20 protein-coding genes are annotated in these 16,994 nt (G+C 71.6%); 14 read left to right on the plus strand and 6 right to left on the minus strand.

Going from position 1 to position 16,994, the window contains the following annotated elements:
• Window positions 1–5: 5 nt before the first annotated feature.
• The 3 genes from ACBR40_RS13295 to ACBR40_RS13305 all read left to right on the plus strand — a co-directional run bounded on the left by ACBR40_RS13295 (window position 6) and on the right by ACBR40_RS13305 (window position 2,027).
• Window positions 6–833, plus strand: coding sequence for a hypothetical protein (locus tag ACBR40_RS13295; RefSeq protein WP_371248843.1), 828 nt, complete (start codon window positions 6–8; stop codon window positions 831–833).
• Window positions 834–918: 85 nt separating this feature from the next.
• Window positions 919–1,470 carry an RNA polymerase sigma factor gene (locus ACBR40_RS13300; protein ID WP_344213767.1) on the plus strand — a complete coding sequence of 184 codons (552 nt, stop codon included), beginning with the start codon at window positions 919–921 and terminating at the stop codon, window positions 1,468–1,470.
• Entirely contained in the window at window positions 1,467–2,027 is a 561-nt protein-coding gene (locus ACBR40_RS13305) for a hypothetical protein (RefSeq protein ID WP_371248844.1), read from the plus strand. The genes ACBR40_RS13300 and ACBR40_RS13305 overlap by 4 nt, the downstream gene beginning before the upstream one ends.
• A 265-nt stretch (window positions 2,028–2,292) precedes the next feature.
• Here ACBR40_RS13305 and ACBR40_RS13310 read toward each other — a convergent pair whose 3' ends face one another.
• Together ACBR40_RS13310 and ACBR40_RS13315 are read right to left on the minus strand one after the other, a co-directional pair.
• A complete protein-coding gene (locus tag ACBR40_RS13310; RefSeq protein ID WP_344213763.1) occupies window positions 2,293–2,820 on the minus strand; it encodes an RICIN domain-containing protein in 528 nt (175 codons plus the stop codon).
• 305 nt (window positions 2,821–3,125) lie between these two features.
• Entirely contained in the window at window positions 3,126–3,563 is a 438-nt protein-coding gene (locus ACBR40_RS13315) for a DoxX family protein (RefSeq protein WP_371248845.1), read from the minus strand.
• Window positions 3,564–3,822: 259 nt separating this feature from the next.
• On the opposite strand from ACBR40_RS13315, the gene ACBR40_RS13320 reads away from it, so the two are divergent.
• From ACBR40_RS13320 to hypE, 11 genes are all read left to right on the plus strand, one after another.
• The gene (locus ACBR40_RS13320) at window positions 3,823–5,235 is read left to right on the plus strand and encodes a hypothetical protein (protein ID WP_371248846.1); all 1,413 of its coding nucleotides are present in this window, start codon (window positions 3,823–3,825) and stop codon (window positions 5,233–5,235) included.
• Window positions 5,232–5,732 carry a hydrogenase maturation protease gene (locus ACBR40_RS13325; RefSeq protein WP_371248847.1) on the plus strand — a complete coding sequence of 167 codons (501 nt, stop codon included), beginning with the start codon at window positions 5,232–5,234 and terminating at the stop codon, window positions 5,730–5,732. The genes ACBR40_RS13320 and ACBR40_RS13325 overlap by 4 nt, the downstream gene beginning before the upstream one ends.
• Window positions 5,725–6,096: a hydrogenase maturation nickel metallochaperone HypA gene (locus ACBR40_RS13330; RefSeq protein WP_344213755.1), complete on the plus strand. Its 372-nt coding sequence runs from the start codon at window positions 5,725–5,727 to the stop codon at window positions 6,094–6,096. Before ACBR40_RS13325 ends, ACBR40_RS13330 begins: the two co-directional genes overlap by 8 nt.
• Window positions 6,093–7,154, plus strand: coding sequence for a hydrogenase expression protein HypE (locus ACBR40_RS13335; RefSeq protein WP_371248848.1), 1,062 nt, complete (start codon window positions 6,093–6,095; stop codon window positions 7,152–7,154). The genes ACBR40_RS13330 and ACBR40_RS13335 overlap by 4 nt, the downstream gene beginning before the upstream one ends.
• 36 nt (window positions 7,155–7,190) lie before the next feature.
• On the plus strand, window positions 7,191–8,984 hold the full coding sequence (locus tag ACBR40_RS13340; RefSeq protein ID WP_344213751.1) for a nickel-dependent hydrogenase large subunit: 1,794 nt from the start codon (window positions 7,191–7,193) through the stop codon (window positions 8,982–8,984).
• Window positions 8,977–9,336: a hypothetical protein gene (locus ACBR40_RS13345; protein ID WP_344213749.1), complete on the plus strand. Its 360-nt coding sequence runs from the start codon at window positions 8,977–8,979 to the stop codon at window positions 9,334–9,336. The genes ACBR40_RS13340 and ACBR40_RS13345 overlap by 8 nt, the downstream gene beginning before the upstream one ends.
• Complete coding sequence (locus ACBR40_RS13350) at window positions 9,333–9,932, plus strand: DUF5947 family protein (RefSeq protein ID WP_344213747.1); 600 nt, start codon at window positions 9,333–9,335, stop codon at window positions 9,930–9,932. Before ACBR40_RS13345 ends, ACBR40_RS13350 begins: the two co-directional genes overlap by 4 nt.
• A 10-nt stretch (window positions 9,933–9,942) precedes the next feature.
• Window positions 9,943–10,152: a hypothetical protein gene (locus ACBR40_RS13355; protein WP_344213745.1), complete on the plus strand. Its 210-nt coding sequence runs from the start codon at window positions 9,943–9,945 to the stop codon at window positions 10,150–10,152.
• A gap of 153 nt (window positions 10,153–10,305) precedes the next feature.
• Window positions 10,306–10,578, plus strand: coding sequence for a HypC/HybG/HupF family hydrogenase formation chaperone (locus ACBR40_RS13360; RefSeq protein ID WP_344213741.1), 273 nt, complete (start codon window positions 10,306–10,308; stop codon window positions 10,576–10,578).
• Window positions 10,579–10,589: 11 nt separating this feature from the next.
• Window positions 10,590–11,795: a hydrogenase formation protein HypD gene (hypD, locus tag ACBR40_RS13365; RefSeq protein WP_371248849.1), complete on the plus strand. Its 1,206-nt coding sequence runs from the start codon at window positions 10,590–10,592 to the stop codon at window positions 11,793–11,795.
• 4 nt (window positions 11,796–11,799) lie between these two features.
• Window positions 11,800–12,876, plus strand: coding sequence for a hydrogenase expression/formation protein HypE (hypE, locus tag ACBR40_RS13370; protein WP_371248850.1), 1,077 nt, complete (start codon window positions 11,800–11,802; stop codon window positions 12,874–12,876).
• A 9-nt stretch (window positions 12,877–12,885) separates the two neighbouring features.
• On the opposite strand, the gene hypF is transcribed toward hypE, so the two are convergent.
• Genes hypF through ACBR40_RS13390 form a run of 4 tightly spaced genes read right to left on the minus strand, consistent with a single transcriptional unit; the run spans window position 12,886 to window position 16,988 of the window.
• Window positions 12,886–15,162: a carbamoyltransferase HypF gene (gene hypF / locus ACBR40_RS13375; protein ID WP_371248851.1), complete on the minus strand. Its 2,277-nt coding sequence runs from the start codon at window positions 15,160–15,162 to the stop codon at window positions 12,886–12,888.
• Between the two features lies 1 nt (window position 15,163).
• On the minus strand, window positions 15,164–16,024 hold the full coding sequence (locus tag ACBR40_RS13380) for an SIS domain-containing protein (RefSeq protein WP_371248852.1): 861 nt from the start codon (window positions 16,022–16,024) through the stop codon (window positions 15,164–15,166).
• On the minus strand, window positions 16,021–16,599 hold the full coding sequence (locus ACBR40_RS13385) for an SIS domain-containing protein (RefSeq protein WP_371248853.1): 579 nt from the start codon (window positions 16,597–16,599) through the stop codon (window positions 16,021–16,023). Before ACBR40_RS13385 ends, ACBR40_RS13380 begins: the two co-directional genes overlap by 4 nt.
• A complete protein-coding gene (locus ACBR40_RS13390; RefSeq protein ID WP_344213729.1) occupies window positions 16,584–16,988 on the minus strand; it encodes a helix-turn-helix transcriptional regulator in 405 nt (134 codons plus the stop codon). Before ACBR40_RS13390 ends, ACBR40_RS13385 begins: the two co-directional genes overlap by 16 nt.
• Between the last annotated feature and the right edge of the window lie 6 nt (window positions 16,989–16,994).

Genomic DNA, 16,994 nt, shown 5'->3' on the forward strand with positions numbered 1-16,994 from the left:
CGACCGTGGTCCTTCTGACCACGGTGACGGCCTGTGCGGGGGCGGGAGCTCCGGCGCCCGCCCCGGTGCCGGCGCCGGGGGTGGAGGCGCGCGAGCTGTCCGTGCCCTTCGACCGGTACAACCTCTCCGCGGCGGACATCTCGATTCTCGACAACGCCGAGGACCTCCTCGTCCGTGACTGCATGCGGGGCAGGGGCATGGCGTGGCAGACGCTGCCGCCGGCGGTGGAGAGCGACCTGGACCCGCCCAACCGCCGTCGCTACGGTGTCGTCGAGCCGGAGATAGCGCGCCTGTACGGTTATCACGTCGCTCCTGATCGCCCCTCCGTGGCCCGGCGAGCCGCGGCGCGCGAAAGCCGCGCCGCACGCCTGTCGGACAAGGAGCGGCAGGCCGTGTACGACGAGGCCGGCGGCTGCCTGCGACAGGCGCGGGACCGCATCGAGCAGGGGGCGCCGCAGGTCGACGCGGAGCTGTTCAACAAGCTCATTTCGCAGACGTTCGGGCAGTCCCAGCGAGATGCGAAGGTCGTCCAGGTCTTCCAGGACTGGAGCGCGTGCATGCGGGCCGAGGGGCTGCGTTATGCCGACCCACTCGCCGCCATCTCCGACCAGCGGTGGCTGGGAGGCGGCCCGCCCACGCCGGAGGAGATCCGCGCGGCCCAGGCGGACGTGCGGTGCAAGGTGAAGACCGGTCTCGTCTCCGTCTGGTCGGCCGCCGAGAAGCGCATCCAGGACGATGTCGTCCGTGCCCATCCCGAGGAGTTCGAGGCGCTGAAAGCGGCCAAGGACCGGCAACTCGAGTCCGCCCGCGGGATCATCGCCGGGGCCCGGTGAACCTCACAGCTCCAGACCATGGCTTGTAAGCCTTCCGTCGGTTCTCACCAAGTACGGGTGTAGATCGACGAAGGGAGCAAGGCCGGTGCGTCTCAGACGGGGGAAGCTCGCCACCGACCCCGTGGCGTTCGAAGCCTTCTACCGGCGGCACATCGACGCGGTCACGCGTTTCCTGTCGCGCCGGGTCGACGACCCGCACACGGTCGCCGATCTGGCGGCCGACGTGTTCCTCGCGGTGTTCGACTCGGCGCACACGTACCGTCCGGGCAAAGGCAGCGAGATCGCGTGGCTGTACGGCGTCGCGCGCAACACGCTGTCGGCCGAGCGGCGGCGGGCGTTGCGGGAGTCCCAGCTCACCCATCGGGTGAGCGGGCGGCGTCCGCTCGACGGCGACGACGTGGCCCGGCTGGAAGAGCAGATTGACGCGGAACAGCCCGCCAGGGCGGCCTTCGAGGCCATGGCCGGGTTACCCGACGGGGAGCGCGCTGTCCTGGAACTGGTGGTTCTGGAGCAGCTCACGCCGTCAGAGGCGGCGGTGGCGCTGGGAATCCGGCCGGGGACCGCCATGGTGCGACTGCACCGCGCCCGCAAGACGCTCCGCGACCTGCCCTTCGTCATGGAAGGAATCCCACGATGAGATTCGAGGAGCAGTTGCTGATGGACCTCAAGACCGAGATGGCCGCGCGGAACGAACGCAGCCGCCGCGTCGGCCGCCGCCTGCTCGCGGGGGCGGCGGTGGCCGGGCTGGCAGCCGTGGCGGCGGTGGCTGTGCCGCTGCTCACCGGGCCTGAGCCGGCGTACGCGGTGAGCAAGAACGCCAACGGCACCATCACCGTGGAGCTCAAGGAGTTCAGGGACGCCGACCAGCTGGAGGAGGACCTCAACGAGCTGGGCGTGACCGCCGACGTCACCTACCTCAAGCCCTACACGAAGTGCAAGGACGACCGGGGCGCGCTCGTCGGCGGTGAGTACGACACTCCGGAGGAGTGGCGCGCGTCCGCGCACTACAAGGTCGCCAGGCCGGGGCCGAAGGGTTTCGTCATCGATCCCCGCTATGTGGGGAAGGGCCAGACGGTGGTGCTGGAGTTCACCGAGAACCCGAAGGGACCCGTCAAGTCGCAGCTCAAGGCGGAGGTGATCGAGGGCCGCGTCAAGCCGTGCGTCCCGGTGCACGACCCGACGCAGCTCGGCTGACCGGTGGCTGTGCGAGGCCGGTCCACGCGTCGGGGTGGTCGGTGTGCCCCCGACGGGCCGGTCTCGCCCGTCCCCTGCTCGTCTCGATCACGTGGTCGTCTTCACCGGGGGCAGCCTTTTGTCTGCCGGCCTGAATCCCACGACACCATCGAGAGCGCAGGCCCTCTTCCCGAGCACCCGAGTACGGGGAGAGGGCCTTTCTGATCTCTGCGGCCACAGGGTGAACCCCAGAGCCTTCTCGTGGAGCGCCGGACGTGACCAGAGATCAGGACAGGGTGTCCTTGACCTTGATCTGGCCGTCGTCGATCACGAATAGCTGGTTGTTGTTGGGGACGCACTGCCACAGATATACCTGCGCGCCGTTGGTGCGGTTGTTGGTGACGTCCAGGCATATGCGGTTGCCTGAGTTGAGGGTGGACTTGAGGATGATCATGCCCCTCTGGACGACCCAGAGCTGGTTGGCGTTACTCACACACTGCCACTGGTACACCCGGGTGCCATTGGCGCGATTGTTGGAGGCGTCCAGACACATCTCCTGGCTCTTACCGATGGTGTCCTGCACCTTGATGAGGCCGTCCTCGATGACGAACCTCTGGTTGGGGTGGTCCATGCACTGCCACAGGTGGAACTGGACGCCGTTGCCACGGCTGTTGGTGGTGTCGACGCACATCGCGGGCCCGGCCAGGGCGGTGCGGCCGGCGCGCTGGTGAGCGGAGGCCGCGGCGGGCAGGATGGTGGCCGCACTCACTGCGGCGGAGGTGACGGCGACTGTCAGCAGACGGCGAGCAAGCATGGTTGCCTCCCGGAAGAGTTTGGTCGGAACTCCAACATCATGCTGTGACAGATAGTTATTTATCAAACACTCTCCGTATGCAATGTCGCGAGTGGCTCCACCACGAGTGGCCGGGCACGTTGGGCAAGGCTGAACGGCCGCGAAGGGCCGAGATCCGACCTGCTGGTGCGGACCGGCCCAAGACCGTCAGCCTGGACCGGCTCCTGGCTCACCGAGGCATCGAGGTCGAGCCGCGGGTCGGTCACGAGTCAGGACAGCCTCCGGTGCCGTCCGCCGTCTGGCACGCCCGGGGCCCGAGAGCTTCGTCAGGCGCGCCGTGAAGCTGCGGAGGGGTCAAGCTCCGCCGTTCGCGGGAGCAGTCTTCTGTCTGCCGGCCTGAAATGCCATGACACGGTCGAGAGCGCCAGGAGAATGAGCGCCGGGAGTAATTCATACCAGGCGTCGCCCGAGGCGACATGCGAGAACACCCCTCCTGTGAAGAGGAAGAAGAGCCCGGCATAGGCCCATTCCTTGAGCAGCGGATATCGGGGCAGGAGGATCGCCGCCGCGCCCAGGAGTTTCCACACCCCCAGTAGTGTCAGGATGTAGACGGGGTATCCCAGTTGCACGATTCCCCATGCGTAGGGCGGCGCCAACGCCCCTTCGCCCTCTGTTCTCAACAGCTGCTGGACACCGGAACCGACCAGTCCCAGGGCGACCGCGATGGTGGAGAGCCAGTAGATGGTTCTGCGCTTGTTCGCCATGCCCACCGACGCTATGGCGAGTTCGTCGGTCCGTGCTTCTCCATTCCTGATCGATCCCGTGGGAGGCAAGGCAGTGGGCAAATCATGTTGGGGTGGAGCGGGCTTTCGTCGCGGAAGCTCCGATTCCCGCGCGGATGGATCACCAAGAACCGCTAAGTGAGAACGGCACCTAGGGGCGCGATCCACCTACTTGTCCTGAGACGGCGTGGCTATACCGGAAGGGTCACGTACGACCAGGGACAGGAAGGGGCCACCCGCCGTGGACGCGAACGGCATCGACGCCGCGCCCGGGTACCGGGCCGCGCTGGCGGTGGCGGACGCCGTCCTGTACGAGGGCTACCTGCTGTACCCCTATCGCCGTTCCTCGCCGAAGAACCAGGTGAGGTGGCAGTTCGGCGTGCTGCTGCCGGAGCCGTGGGCCAGGGCGCACGGGCTGGAGGGCGGCGGCGTGGCGGGCTCCGCCGAGTCGTGGTGGCAGCAGACCGAGTGCCTGCTCGTCGCTCCCGCCGACGCGGTCGTGCGGGGCCGGCTCCGCTTCCTGCAGCTGCGCCGGCGTACGCCCGAGGAGCGGTTGCCGGACGGCGGACACCGGGAGGCGGACCGGGTCGGCGAGGCGCTGAGCTTCGACGAGGCGGTTCCGCGCGAGCTCGACGTATGGGCATCCGTGGCGGAGCTGCGGTCCGGTGAGAAGCGGCTCGACCTGGGGGTTCCTGGCGGTGAGACGGTCACTCCGCTGCCCGGCTCGGCCGGGCGGACGCGGTGGCGTGAGTGGCCGCTGAGCGCGCGGGTGACGTTGTCGCTGAAGCCATGTGAGGCCCCTGCGGCGCCGCTGCCTGAGGGGGAGACGCTCTACAGGCTCCGCGTACGGACCGAGAACGCCGGCCGGGAGCCGTCGTCGCCGGAGACGCCCAGGGAAGAGGCGCTCCAGCACGCCCTGATCGCCTGTCACACCCTGCTCACCGCGCCAGGCGGCCGGTTCGTCTCGCTGCTCGAACCCCCGGACTGGGCGCGGGACGCGGCCGGCGCGTGCGTCAACGCGCACACGTACCCGGTGCTGAGCGGCGACCAGGTGGTCCTGTCGTCGCCGATCCTGCTCTACGACAACCCGCGGATCGCGCCGGAGAGCCCCGGCGACCTGCACGACGCGGCCGAGATCGACGAGATCCTGTCGCTGCGCACGCTGACCCTCACCGACGCCGAGAAGCGCGAGGCGCGCGCCACCGACCCGCGCGCCGCCGCCATCCTCGACCGGGTCGAGGCGATGACCCCGGAGGACCTGGCCCGCCTGCACGGCACCACCCGCGATCCGGGACCGGCCGGGCCGGTGCCCTGGTGGCATCCCGAGGCGGACGCCGGCGTGTCGCCGGAGACGGACGCCGTCGAGGTGGCCGGGACGCTGGTGCGCAAGGGCAGCCGGGTGCGGCTGCGCCCCAGGCTGCGCGGCTCCGACCCGCAGGACATGTTCCTGGACGGCAGGACGGCTCTGGTGGAGGCGGTGCTGCTGGACGTGGACGGCGCCCGCCACCTCGCCGTGACGCTGGAGGACGACCCGGCGGCCGAGCTGAACCAGTGGTACGGCCGCTACCGGTACTTCGCGCCCGAAGAGACCGAGCCGCTGGACGGGTCACTGGACGGGTCACTGGACGGGCCACTGGACGGGGAGCCCGCATGAACCGGGTGCTGGTGGCCGGGATCGGCAACGTGTTCCTGGGCGACGACGGGTTCGGCGTCGAGGTGGTCCGGCGGATGGACGCCTCGGCCCTGCCCGGGTCGGTGGTGGTCGCCGACTACGGCATCCGCGGCGTCCACCTGGCCTACGAACTGCTCGGCGGCGCGTACGACACGCTGATCATGGTGGACGCGGTCGAGCTCGACGGCCCGCCGGGCACCGTGGCCGTGCTGGAGATCGACGACGAGCCGGCGCCGGACGCCCTGCCGCCGGTGAACGGGCACGGCATGCATCCCCAGGCCGTCCTCGACCTGCTCGGCAAGCTGGGCGGCAAGGTGCCCAGGGTGCTGCTGGTGGGCTGCCGGCCCCAGACCGTCGACGAGGTCATGGGCCTGTCGGAGCCGGTCGCCGCCGCCGTCGAGGGCACGGTCGCCGCGGTGACGGCGCTGGCCCGTGACGAGACGTACCGACAATCCGACAGGGAGCGCGCGGATGCATGAGACGGGAATGTGCGACGAGATCGTCCAGGCGGTCCTGCGAAGGGCGGAGGGACGGCGGGTGGCCGCGGCACGCGTCCGCGCCGCCTTCGCCGGGCACCGGCCCGATCCGGCGGTCGTCGAGCAGGGCTTCCGCGTGGCCGCGGCCGGGACCCCGGCCGAGCACGCGCGGATCGAGCTGGTCACCGAGCCGCCCGCGGTGAGCTGCCGCGACTGCGGCGCGCGGACGCCCGCGGCCGACGCGCTCGCACTCGTCGCCTGCCCGCGCTGCGGCGGCGTCGACGTCGAGATCGCGGGCGACACCGGTGTCGTCGTCGAGTCGATCACCTACCAACCGGACGTTCATGCGAGCGAGGTGCGCACATGACGCAGACGCAGCAGCAGGGCGGCCAGACCGCCGCCGGCTACGACGAGATGCACATCCTGTGGATATCCGAGGGCATGAGCTGCGACGGCGACACCGTCTCGGTCACCGCGGCGACCCAGCCCGCGATCGAGGACGTGGTCGCCGGCACCATTCCCGGCCTGCCCAAGGTCCACCTGCACAACAAGGTGCTGTCGCCCAGCCTCGGCGGCGAGGACTACCTGGCTCCGTTCCGTGCCGCGGCCCGCGGCGAGCTGGAGCCGTTCATCCTCGTCATCGAGGGCTCGGTGCCCAACGAGAACATCAACGGCGACGGCTACTGGACGTCGTTCGGCAACGACCCGCACACCGGCCAGCCGCTGACCCTGAACACCTGGATCGACCGGCTCGCCCCGCAGGCGTGGGCGGTCGTCGCCATCGGCACCTGTGCCACCTACGGCGGCATCCACGCGATGGCCGGCAACCCGACCGGCTGCATGGGCCTGGCCGACTACCTCGGCTGGGACTTCCGGTCGGCCGGCGGGCTGCCGATCGTGAACGTGCCCGGCTGCCCGGTCCAGCCGGACAACTTCATGGAGACCCTGACCTGGGTGCTCTACCACGCGGCCGGCAGCGCGCCGCCGCCCCCGCTGGACGAGATGCTGCGGCCCCAGTGGCTGTTCGGCAAGACGGTCCACGAGGGCTGCGACCGGGGCTCCTACTACGAGCAGGGCGACTTCGCCCACGACTACAACTCCCCGAAATGCCAGGTGAAGGTGGGCTGCTGGGGCCCGGTGGTGAACTGCAACGTGCCGAAGCGCGGGTGGATGCGCGGGATCGGCGGCTGCCCGAACGTGGGCGGCATCTGCATCGCCTGCACCATGCCGGGGTTCCCGGACAAGTTCATGCCCTTCATGGACATGCCGCCCGGCAGCAGCCTGTCCTCGACGTTGATCAAACCGTACGGCGCGTTCATCCGCCGGATGCGCGGCATCACCAACCACACCGCCAACAGGGAACCGCGGTGGCGGCACAACCGTGAGGCGCTGACCAGCGGCTACGACCCGCGCTGGCGCCCGTAGGCCCGTCGGCGCGCACGAGAGAGAAGAGCACTGCGGATGGCCATCGAACAGCAGGAGAGAGTCACGCCCAAGCCGGGGCAGCTCGTCGAGATGTCCTGGGATCCGATCACCAGGATCATCGGCAACCTCGGCATCTACACCAAGATCGACTTCGAGAACCAGCGCGTGGCGGAGTGCCACAGCACGTCCTCGCTGTTCCGCGGCTACTCGGTGTTCATGAAGGGCAAGGACCCGCGCGACGCCGGGTTCATCACCAGCCGCATCTGCGGCATCTGCGGAGACAACCACACGACGTGCTCGATCTACGCGCAGAACATGGCGTACGGCATCAAGACCCCGAAGCTCGCCGAGTGGATCATCAACCTCGGCGAAGCGGCCGAGTACATGTTCGACCACACGCTCTTCCAGGACAACATGGTCTTCGTCGACTTCTGCGAGGCGATGGTCAAGGGCACCAACCCGAGCGTCCTGCGCCGGGCCGCGACCACCGACGCGCCGAACGCCGCCATCCACGGCAAGCGCACGATCGCCGACATCATGCAGGCGTTCAACCCGTTCGAGGGCGACGTCTACAAGGAGGCGCTGACCATCAGCCGCGTCACCCGCGAGATGTTCTGCCTGATGGAGGGCAGGCACGTGCACCCGTCGACGCTCTATCCGGGAGGCGTCGGCACGATGCCGTCACCGACGGTCTTCACCGACTACCTGGCGCGGCTGATCAACATCGTCGACTTCGTCAAGAAGGCCGTCGCGCTCAACGACGACGTCTTCGACTTCTTCTACCAGGCCCTGCCCGGCTACGAGGAGGTCGGCCGGCGCCGGGTGCTGCTGGGCTGCTGGGGGGCGTTCCAGGACCCCGACGTGGTCGACTACCGCTATCAGACGATGAACGAGTGGGGCAGGGCGATGTACGTCACCCCCGGCATCGTCGTCGACGGCGAGCTCATCACGACGAACCTGATCGACATCAACCTCGGCATCCGCATCCTGCTGGGCAGCTCCTACTACGAGGACTGGGTGAACGAGAAGCCGTTCGTCACCCAGGACCCGATCGGCAACCCGGTGGACATGCGCCACCCGTGGAACCAGACCACGCTGCCCGCCCCGCAGAAGCGCGACTTCGACGGCAACTACAGCTGGGTGATGAGCCCGCGCTGGCTCGACCCGCGCACCGGCGACCACCTGGCCCTGGACACCGGCGGCGGCCCGTTCGCCCGCCTCTACACCACCGCGCTGGCCGGGCTCGTGGACACGCCGTACGTGAAGTCGACGGGTTCGAGCGTGCAGATCAACCTGCCCAAGGGGCCCGACCTGCCGGAGATGACGCTGGAGTGGCGGATCCCGCAGTGGTCCAACGCCATCGAGCGCAACCGGGCCCGGGTGTACTTCGTGGCGTACGCCGCCGCGATGGCCGTGTGGTTCGTCGAGCGGGCGCTGGAGCGCGTACGCGGCGGCGACACCAAGGTGTTCCAGGACTTCGACGTGCCGGACCAGGCGATCGGCGTCGGCTTCCACGAGGCGGTGCGCGGCGTGCTGTCGCACCACCTGGTGATCGAGAAAGGCAAGATCGCCAACTATCACCCGTACCCGCCGACCCCGTGGAACGGCAGCCCGCGCGACCGCTACGGCACGCCGGGGCCGTACGAGGACGCCGTGCAGGACATGCCGATCTTCGAGGAGAACGGCCCGGAGAACTTCAAGGGCGTCGACATCATGCGCGCGGTCCGCAGCTTCGACCCGTGCCTGCCCTGCGGCGTCCACATGTACCTCGGCAAGGGCCGCACGGTGCGCAAGCTGCACTCGCCCATGTTCGGCGGCGGCCATGACTGACCCGCCCAGCCCGCCCAGGCTGGACGAGCGCACCGTCGCCGGGCGCCTGGAGCTGCTGGAGGAGCTGCTGAGCGGGCTGGAGACGACCTCGGGGCCCACGGCGGAGCGGGCGCTCGACGCGGTCGCCACGCTCGCCGAGGTGTACGGGGAGGCGCTGGCCCGCGTCGTGGACCGCGTCACCGCCGCCTCTCCCGAGCTCGCCGTGGCGCTGGCGGACGACGTCCTGCTGGCGCACCTGTTCGTGCTGCACGGGGTGTCCGTCGGCAGGGCTCCGGCGGGTGAGCCGGGAGCGGCGTTCATCCCGCTCGACACGCTCGTCCGGCGGCCCGCCACCTCCACGGCGGCCCCATGACCGCGAGCGCGCTCGGCCGGGTGATCGGCCGGCCGGTCGCCGGGCGGCGGCGGGCCGCCGAGCCGTGCGAGCTGTGCGGCGAGCCGCTGCCCGGCGAGCACGCCCACCTGCTGGAGGAGCGCAAGGACCTGGTGCTGTGCGCCTGCCGCGCCTGCGCGCTGCTGTTCGAGCAGGGGGAGGCCGGGCCGGGCCGGTTCCGGCTGGTGCCTGACCGGCGGCTCCGTCTCACCGGGCCGTCGCCGTCCGAGCTGGGCGTGCCGGTGGGCCTGGCGTTCTTCGTCCGCAGGTCCGACGGCACGGTCGTGGCCTGCTATCCGAGCCCGGTCGGCGCCACCCGGTGGGAGGTGGACGCCGCCGCGTGGGAACGGCTCGCCGGCCGGTACGCGGAGCTGGAGTCGATGCGGCCGGCGGTGGAGGCGTTCCTGGTCGCGATCGTGCGCGGCATGGACGAGCGCTGGCTCGTGCCGATCGACGACTGTCACCGGCTCGTCGCCCTGGTACGCCAGGAATGGACGGGCATGTCCGGCGGCCCGCGGCTCTGGGAGCGGATCGCGACCTTCTTCGCCGAGCTCGACCGAGCCGAATCGAACAGATGAGGAGGACGACATGGCAGGCATCCGCGTAGGCAAGCCCGACGTGAAGCCCGACACGCCCTCGCACGTCAAAGGCGTGCGGCAGGGCAACGCGAAGGGCGCCTACCGCCATCAGGCAGGCCACCACGGGGACGACACCGCCGACGCGCGGCGCTCCACGGGCGTGCGCCCCGGCAAGGAGAACCCGATCCTGCCGGTCATGCCGAACCTCTCGCCCAGCTAGACCGAGAGGAGGTGGAGATCGACATGCGGCATCCAGGCAAGGTGCTGGCCCTGGTCGCAGGGGTCGCGGTCATGACGATGATCATGCGGGAACTGCCCGCGCTGAAGCGCTACATCACCATGAGCAGAATGTGAGAGAGGAGCGAGGCGGCCGATGTGCCTGGGCATTCCCGGCGAGATCGTCGAACTCATCCCCGGACAGCCCGAACTCGCCAAGGTCGAGGTCGCGGGCGTCCGGCGGGCCATCAACGTCGGGCTGGTCAACCAGGACGGCATCCGTACCGGTGACTGGGTGCTCGTGCACGTCGGCTTCGCCATGTCCAAGATCGACGAGCGGGAGGCGGCGGCCACGCTCGAGCTCCTGCGCGGTCTCGGACAGGCGTACACCGACGAGCTCGACGCGCTCGCGGAATCCGACATCACCTGAGAGGCGGGACAGTGCGGTTCGTCGATGAGTACCGCGACGCGGGCGAGGCCAGGAGGCTGGCGGCGCGGATCCGGGACCTGTGCGAGCCCGGCCGGCGCTACACGTTCATGGAGGTGTGCGGCGGCCACACGCACACGATCTACAAGCACGGGCTGGAGGACCACCTGCCCGAGCAGGTGTCGCTGGTGCACGGGCCGGGCTGCCCGGTCTGCGTCATCCCGATGGGGCGGGTGGACGACGCCATCGCCATCGCCCGCGAGCCGGGCGTGATCATGACGTCCTTCGGCGACATGATGCGGGTCCCGGGCGGGCAGGGCTCGTTCTTCGACGCCAAGGCCGCGGGCGCGGACATCCGCATGGTGTACTCGCCGCTGGACGCGCTCAAGATCGCCCGGCAGAACCCGGACCGCACGGTCGTCTTCATGGCCATCGGGTTCGAGACCACCGCCCCGTCCACGGCGATGACCGTGCTGCGCGCCGCCGCCGAGGGCATCGGGAACTTCGCCGTCTTCTGCAACCACGTGACGATCATCCCGGCGATCAAGGCCATCCTGGACTCGCCCGACCAGCGGCTGGACGGCTTCATCGGGCCCGGTCACGTCTCCACCGTCATCGGCTGCCGGCCGTACTCGTTCATCGCCCGCGAGTACGGCAAGCCGCTGGTGTGCGCGGGGTTCGAGCCGCTGGACGTCCTGCAGTCGGTCTACATGCTGCTGCGGCAGCTCGCCGAGGGCCGGGCCGAGGTGGAGAACCAGTACACGCGGGTGGTGCCGTGGGACGGCAACCACCGGGCGCTGTCGGCGATCTCGCAGGTGATGGAGCTCCGGCCGCACTTCGAGTGGCGCGGGCTGGGCTTCATCGCGCACTCCGCGCTGCGGATGCGGGAGGCGTACGCGGCCTACGACGCAGAGACCCGCTTCCCCGTGCCGGGGGTGCGGGTGGCCGACCCGAAGGCGTGCCAGTGCGGCGAGGTGCTGAAAGGCGTGCTGAAGCCGTGGGAGTGCAAGGTCTTCGGCACCGCCTGCACGCCCGAGACGCCCATCGGCACCTGCATGGTGTCCTCGGAGGGCGCCTGCGCCGCCTACTACAACTTCGGCCGCTTCACCCGGCGCCGCGAGGTCGCGCCGTCGCCTGGACTGAGGAGCGGCGGGAGCGCAGCGACCAGAGCGACGAGGGAAGGCGGCGGGTTTGAGCGACCGAGCAGCCTCACGAAGTGAGGCCATGAGTACAGCATCCCGCGAGGAGCAGGTGCTGGAGCGGATCGAACGCGTCCGCCGCCGCAGGCCGAAGCTCACCGAGGAACGGGTGACGATGGCGCACGGCGCCGGCGGCAAGGCGTCGCGCACGCTGATCGAGGCCGTCTTCGTCGACGCCTTCCGCAACCCGGCGCTCCAGCCGCTCGACGACGGCGCCACGCTCGACCTGGGCACCGGCCGGCTGGTCTTCACGACCGACGCGTACGTGGTCTCGCCGCTGTTCTTCCCCGGCGGCGACATCGGCGACCTCGCGGTCAACGGGACCGTCAACGACCTGGCGGTCTGCGGGGCCAGGCCGATGCACCTGTCGGCGGCGTTCGTCCTGGAGGAGGGGTTCCCGATCGCCGACCTGCGCAGGATCGCCGCCTCGATGGCGGCCGCGGCCGAGCGGGCCGGCGTACGGGTGGTGACCGGCGACACCAAGGTGGTCCAGCGCGGCAAGGCCGACGGCTGCTACGTGACCACGGCCGGCATCGGGGCGCTGGAACGGCCGGTCGCGCTGGGCGAGTCGCAGGTCAGGCCCGGGGACGCGGTGATCGTGTCGGGGCCGATCGGTGAGCACGGCATCACCGTCATGATCGCCAGGGGCGACCTGGACATCGAGGCGGACCTGGCCTCCGACACCGCGCCCCTGCACGACGCCGTCGCCGCGCTGCTCGACGCCGTACCGGTGCGGATGATGCGCGACGCCACCAGGGGCGGGGTCGCGACCGTGCTGAACGAGGTGGCCCGGGGCGCCGGGGTGGCCGTGACGCTGGACGAGCGCGCGGTCCCGGTGCGCCCGATCGTGACCGGGGCCTGCGAGCTGCTCGGCCTGGACCCGCTGTACGTGGCGTGCGAGGGCAGGTTCGTGGCCGTGGTCGACGGTGACCACGCGGAAGCCGCGGTGGCGGCGCTGCGCCGGCACCCGGTGAGCGAGGGCGCTGCGGTGGTGGGCTCGATCGAGCCGGGGCCTGCGGGGATGGTGCTGCTCAACACCGCCTTCGGCGGCACCAGGATCGTGGACCTGCTGGTCGGGGACCCGCTGCCGCGCATCTGCTGAGTGCGCTGATCAACGGCGGTCGTTCGCCGCGGCGACGACCGCCTGCCCGAGCGCGATGCCGCCGTCGCCCGGCGGCACCCGGGAGTGGACCAGCACCTGGAACCGCTCCCGTTCCAGGCCGGACACCACGGCCTCCAGCAGGACCGTGTTCTGGAACACGCCGCCGGACAGCGCCACCGTCCGCAGTCCTGTCCCTTCACCCAGCACCCGGACCGCGCGGACCACCGCCGCGGCCAGCCCACGGTGGAACCGCGCGGCGACCCGTCCCGTGTCCACCCCGGCCGTGACGTCCTCGGCCGCAGCCTGGACCAGGTCGCCCGCGGCGATGACCAGGGGCTCGCCCTCGATCAGCCGGGCCGAGTACGCCCCCCGCTCGCCGGGATCCACCCGGGCCTCCAGCTCGGCCGCCGCCTGCCCCTCGTACCCGATCACGTCGCGCACACCCGCGATGGCCGCGACCGCGTCGAACAGCCGCCCGGCGCTGGAGGTGAGCGGCGAGTTCAGCCCGGCCCGCGCCATCCGCACGACCGCCGGCCACTGCTCCCGATGCCGCTCGACCACCGCCAGGCCGGGCAGCGCGTCGCCGTGGATCCGGTCCAGCCAGGCCGCCGCCATCCGCCACGGCTGCCGCACCGCCGCCGCGCCGCCCGGCATCGGCACCGCCTCCAGGTGCCCGGCCCGCGTGAAGGACACCAGGTCGGCGACGAGCAGCTCCCCGCCCCACAGCGTGCCGTCCTCGCCCAGCCCGAGCCCGTCGAACGCCACCCCGATGACGGGCCCGCCGTGACCGTGCTCGGCCAGGCAGGAGGCGATGTGGGCGTGATGGTGCTGGACGGCGATCAGGTCCACGTCCTCGCGGTCGCGCGCGTACGCGGTCGACAGGTACTCCGGGTGCAGGTCGTGGGCGACCACGGCCGGGCGGACGCCGAAGATCCGGCAGAAGTGCTCGACGCCCTCGGCGAACGAGCGCAGGGTCTCGTAGCTCTCCAGGTCGCCGATGTGCTGCGACAGGAACGCCTGGTTGCCTCTGGCCACGCAGAAGGTGTTCTTGAGCTGGGCGCCGCAGGCGAGCACCGGCCGGGGAAACCGCCACGGCACGCCGACGGGGGCGGGCGCGTACCCTCGCGATCGGCGGACGACCAGCTCCCGGCCGCGGAAGACCCGCACCAGCGAGTCGTCGGCCGGCGCCTCGATCCGCCGGTCGTGCACGAGGAACCCGTCGGCGACGCCCGCCAGCCGCCGCAGCGCCTCCTCGTCGCGGTAGGCGATGGGCTCGTCGGTGAGGTTGCCGCTGGTCAGCACGTACGGCACGGCCAGCCGGTCGGCGAGCAGGTGGTGCAGCGGCGTGTACGGCAGCATCACCCCGAGCTCGCGGGCCCCGGGCGCCACGGCGCCGGCCACCGGGGCGTCACGGCGGCGCGGGGCCAGCACGATCGGGCGTGACGCGCCGGTGAGCAGCCGTTCGGCCGCCGGTTCCAGGTGGACCAGCGTCCCGGCCGCCGCCGCGTCCGGCGCCAGCACGGCGAACGGCCGGCTCTCGCGCCGCTTGCGGGCACGGAGCGCGGCCACGGCGGCTCCGTCGGCGGCCAGGACGGCGAGGTGGTAGCCGCCCAGCCCCTTGATCGCCAGGACCCGGCCCGCCTCCAGCCACCCGGCCGCCACCTCGACCGGATCCCCGGCCGTCGGCAGACCGTCCGCGCCGAGGGCGCGCAGTGACGGGCCGCACGCCGGGCAGCAGACGGGCTGGGCGTGAAAGCGCCGGTCACCGGGGTCGCCGTACTCCCGCGCGCAGGCGGCGCACATCTCGAAGTCGGCCATCGTCGTGGCGCACCGGTCGTACGGCACGCCGGTGACGATGGTGAACCGCGGCCCGCAGCCGGTGCAGTTGGCGAACGGGTAGCGGTGCCGGCGGTCGCCCGGGTCACGCAGCTCGCGCAGACAGGCGGCACACGTCCCGGCGTCCGGCGACACCAGCGCGCCGTCCGGCTGCTCGCCGCGCCGGCTGGCCACGATGCGGAACCCGGACCCGCCCACGGGCTCCGCCGGCTCCACCGACACGCGCTCGACCAGGGCGAGCGGCGGCGCCTGCCCGGTCAGGCCGGCCGTGAACGCGTCCAGCACGGACGGCTCGCCCTCCGCCTCGATGAACACCCCGCCGGGGTCGTTGCCGACGAACCCCGACACCCCGTACGCCCCGGCCAGCCCGCACACGAACGGCCGGAACCCCACCCCCTGCACCAGCCCCTCGACCCGCACCCGGATCCGGCGCGCCCCCGTACCGGACACGTCACGTCTCGCCGGTCAGCACCCGCTGGGTCAGCTCCCACAGCACGTGGCAGAGGGTGATCTGCGCCTCCTGGATGCGGTGCACGGACGCCGACGGCACCACGAACAGGTGCGCCACCCGATCCTCCTGCGCCATCGGCCCGCCGTCGTAGCCGACCAGCCCGACGGTGAGCATGCCGCGCCTGGACGCCTCCGCCATGGCGTTGAGCACGTTGGCCGAGCCCCCGCTGGTGGACAGCCCCACGGCCACGTCGCCGGGGCGGCCGAGCGCGGCCAGCTGCCTGGCGAACACCAGCTCGTACCCGACGTCGTTCGACAGCGCCGTGAGCAGCGCGACGTCCTGGGCGAGCGGCACCGCCGCGACCGCGCGCGCCGGCTCCGGCGGGGCCGCGAACACCTGCGCGACGGCCTGGGCGTCCGTGCTGCTCCCCCCGTTGCCGAAGGCGAACAGCCGGCCCCCCGCCTCGAACGCCGCCGCCATCGCCCGCGCGCACGCCACCAGACCCTCGGCGTGCAGGTCGACCAGCGACCGGCGCAGCGCGACGATCTCCTCGGCCTTCCTCCGGGTGGACGCGCACAGGTCGGCGACCACGGCTTCCCGATCGGCCGGCGCCGGCGCGAGGAACGGATAGAGGGCCTCGATGCCGCTCTCCTCTCCGCGCGGGCCGATCGCGATGGCCTCCTTGGCGTGCACCAGGACGACGTCGCCCGGCCGTACGTCCACCAGGGCCACGCTGACCTCCTCCGGCCCCGACTCCGCCTCCACCAGGGCCAGCCCGTCCTCCAGCAGCCGCAGGACGCGCATCGGCACCGCCGCGTCGGAGCACGTGACGCAGACCTCGTCGTGGCACGGCTCCGTCATCGGACCGCCTCCAGCTCGTGGAAGACGTGCACGAGCTCCCACAGCACGTGGTACATCGTCATGTGCACCTCCTTGACGACCAGCGGGTCGGCGGAGCGGACGGCCAGCACGTGATCCGCCTCGGGCGCCCCCCGCCCTCCGGTGAGCGCGACCGTGAGCAGCCCCATCGCGCGCGCCGCCGCGAGCCCGTTGCGCACGCCGGCGCAGTCGCCGTCGGCCGACACCCCGAGCGCGATGTCGCCCGGCGCGGCCAGCAGCCGCAGCTGGGCGGCGAAGATCCCGTCCAGGCCCTGAGTGCGGGCGATCCCCGTGGCCACGGCCATGTCCGTGGTCAGCGAGATGGCCGGGAGCGCCGGCTTGCCCATGACGACCGGGTGCGCGAACTCGACGGCGACGTGCTGCGCGTCGGCCACCGACCCTCCGGTGCCGAACACCAGCAGCTTGCCGCCCCCGCGGAACCGCTCCGCCATCTCCTGGCAGGCGCGCACGATCCGCTCGGCGTCCTCCCCGAGGGCGGTCGCCGGCCCCACCCGTCGCTCGAACGCGGCGGACACGGCGCTCATCGCCTCGCCCATGACGCCTCCTCCCACCCGGTCTCCTCCCGTACGTCCGGGAGCCCGTGGCCGCCCGTCTCCTGGCTGACCCGCGCCCATCTGACCAGACAGGTCTCCAGCAGCTGCCGGACCTCGATCAACCGGCGCATCCACGCCTGCAACTCGGCCATGCCGCCGGTGGTCAGCTCGTAGCGCCTGCGCGCCGGCCCCGCCTCGGAGGCGACCCAGGAGGAGGCCAGGTGGCCCGCGCGTTCGAGCGAACGCAGTGCCCGGTAGACCTGTCCGGGCTCCGCGTCGGACGCCCCCAGCCGCGCCAGCCGCTCGATCAGGTCGTACCCGTGACCGGGCCGCTCGCAGATGAGCAGCAGCAGGAAGGGAGGGAGCAGGCCGCGCACGTCACTGCCCGACATGGATCC

Source organism: Nonomuraea sp. AD125B, assembly GCF_041402765.1.
Lineage (GTDB): Bacteria > Actinomycetota > Actinomycetes > Streptosporangiales > Streptosporangiaceae > Nonomuraea > Nonomuraea bangladeshensis.

What these genes read in the sequence shown, in the direction of transcription:
- ACBR40_RS13350 (WP_344213747.1), top strand. Translation starts at nt 9,333, where the DNA reads ATGACCGCGAGCGCGCTCGGCCGGGTGATCGGCCGGCCGGTCGCCGGG.
- ACBR40_RS13345 (WP_344213749.1), top strand. Translation starts at nt 8,977, where the DNA reads ATGACTGACCCGCCCAGCCCGCCCAGGCTGGACGAGCGCACCGTCGCC.
- hypE (WP_371248850.1), top strand. Translation starts at nt 11,800, where the DNA reads ATGAGTACAGCATCCCGCGAGGAGCAGGTGCTGGAGCGGATCGAACGC.
- ACBR40_RS13335 (WP_371248848.1), top strand. Translation starts at nt 6,093, where the DNA reads ATGACGCAGACGCAGCAGCAGGGCGGCCAGACCGCCGCCGGCTACGAC.
- ACBR40_RS13360 (WP_344213741.1), top strand. Translation starts at nt 10,306, where the DNA reads ATGTGCCTGGGCATTCCCGGCGAGATCGTCGAACTCATCCCCGGACAG.
- ACBR40_RS13305 (WP_371248844.1), top strand. Translation starts at nt 1,467, where the DNA reads ATGAGATTCGAGGAGCAGTTGCTGATGGACCTCAAGACCGAGATGGCC.
- ACBR40_RS13390 (WP_344213729.1), bottom strand. Translation starts at nt 16,988, where the DNA reads ATGTCGGGCAGTGACGTGCGCGGCCTGCTCCCTCCCTTCCTGCTGCTG.
- ACBR40_RS13315 (WP_371248845.1), bottom strand. Translation starts at nt 3,563, where the DNA reads ATGGCGAACAAGCGCAGAACCATCTACTGGCTCTCCACCATCGCGGTC.
- ACBR40_RS13355 (WP_344213745.1), top strand. Translation starts at nt 9,943, where the DNA reads ATGGCAGGCATCCGCGTAGGCAAGCCCGACGTGAAGCCCGACACGCCC.
- ACBR40_RS13330 (WP_344213755.1), top strand. Translation starts at nt 5,725, where the DNA reads ATGCATGAGACGGGAATGTGCGACGAGATCGTCCAGGCGGTCCTGCGA.
- ACBR40_RS13340 (WP_344213751.1), top strand. Translation starts at nt 7,191, where the DNA reads ATGGCCATCGAACAGCAGGAGAGAGTCACGCCCAAGCCGGGGCAGCTC.
- ACBR40_RS13380 (WP_371248852.1), bottom strand. Translation starts at nt 16,024, where the DNA reads ATGACGGAGCCGTGCCACGACGAGGTCTGCGTCACGTGCTCCGACGCG.
- ACBR40_RS13325 (WP_371248847.1), top strand. Translation starts at nt 5,232, where the DNA reads ATGAACCGGGTGCTGGTGGCCGGGATCGGCAACGTGTTCCTGGGCGAC.
- ACBR40_RS13310 (WP_344213763.1), bottom strand. Translation starts at nt 2,820, where the DNA reads ATGCTTGCTCGCCGTCTGCTGACAGTCGCCGTCACCTCCGCCGCAGTG.
- ACBR40_RS13385 (WP_371248853.1), bottom strand. Translation starts at nt 16,599, where the DNA reads ATGGGCGAGGCGATGAGCGCCGTGTCCGCCGCGTTCGAGCGACGGGTG.